1 protein-coding gene is annotated in these 1295 nt (G+C 65.7%); it reads right to left on the bottom strand.

All coding sequences use genetic code 11. The annotated features are described in order from the left end of the window. Positions 1–1295: acyltransferase domain-containing protein (locus JZ792_RS41145; RefSeq protein ID WP_216918399.1), on the bottom strand; the 1295-nt coding region annotated here is incomplete at both ends.

Genomic DNA, 1295 nt, shown 5'->3' with positions numbered 1-1295 from the left:
CCGCGACGCGCTACGGCCATCGAAGACCGGTGTCCAATCGACTCCGACACCGGACACATCCACCACTGCCAGCGAGGACAGCAGCCGGTCCAGTCCGCCGTCGTCGCGGCGCAGTGACCCGGTCACGACAACGCTGCGTGCTCGTGGGTTGGTTTGTTCGCCGAGTTCTTCGATGCCCAGTGTCAGCACCGGGTGTGGTGAGGTTTCCACGAACACGGTGTGGCCTTGGCTCAGCAGGGTCTGCACGGTCGCGGCGAAGTCCACGGTTTCGCGTAGGTTGCGGAACCAGTACCCGGCATCGAGCTCTGTGGTGTCGAGCAGGGTACCGGTCACCGTGGAGTAGAACGCGATTCGTGACGGTCGTGCGGTGATCGTGGCCAGTTCCTCGAGCAGTCGTTGCCGCAAGGAGTCGACCTGTGGTGAATGCGAAGCGTAGTTCACCGCGATCCGGCGGACCTGTACGCCGTCGCTCTCGCATACGGCCACGAATTGGTCCAGTTGTTCGGTCGGGCCCGACACCACCGTGGTGGTAGGCCCGTTGACCGCGGCCACGGCCAGTCCCGGCATGTCCGTCAGTCGTTGCTCGACCAGTGCCACCGGCGACAGCACACTGGCCATTCCGCCTTGACCCGACAGTTCCCGCAATGCTCGTGAACGCAGAACCACCACACGCGCGGCGTCTTCGAGCGACAACGCCCCGGCCACGCATGCCGCGGCGATCTCGCCTTGTGAGTGGCCCAGTACCGCATCCGGGATCACACCGAACGAGCGCCATACCTCGGCGAGGGAAACCATCACAGCGAACAGCGCCGGCTGCACCACGTCGACCCGGTCCAGCAACATCGGATCGGCAGTGCCCTGCAGCACATCGAGCAGCGACCACTCCACCAGGGGCGCGAACGCGTCGGCGCATTCGAGCACTTTCTGCTCGAACACCACCGATTCCTGCAGCAGACGTGCACCCATCCCCAGCCACTGCGCACCCTGGCCGGGGAACACCAATACCGTCTTGCCCGCGCCACCGCCAACACCCGAAACCACACCCAGGCCTGAAACCACACCCGGGCCCGTGAGCATGCCGGGCTCGCTGTCGATCAACCCCTGCAATCGAGTCATCAACTCGTCGCGGTCGGTACCGACCAGCACCGCCCGATGCTCGAGCCGTGCCCGGGTACTGATCAGAGACCACCCCACGTCCACCGGATCCAGCTCGGGTCGTGTCAGCAGCCACTCCTGCAACCGGCGCCCCTGCGCGAGCAGGCCCTCACCGCTACGCCCCGACAACACCCACACCA

The sequence above is a fragment of the Nocardia noduli genome, assembly GCF_019038455.1.
GTDB lineage: Bacteria > Actinomycetota > Actinomycetes > Mycobacteriales > Mycobacteriaceae > Nocardia > Nocardia noduli.
This window is presented reverse-complemented; position numbering and strand designations above follow the sequence as displayed.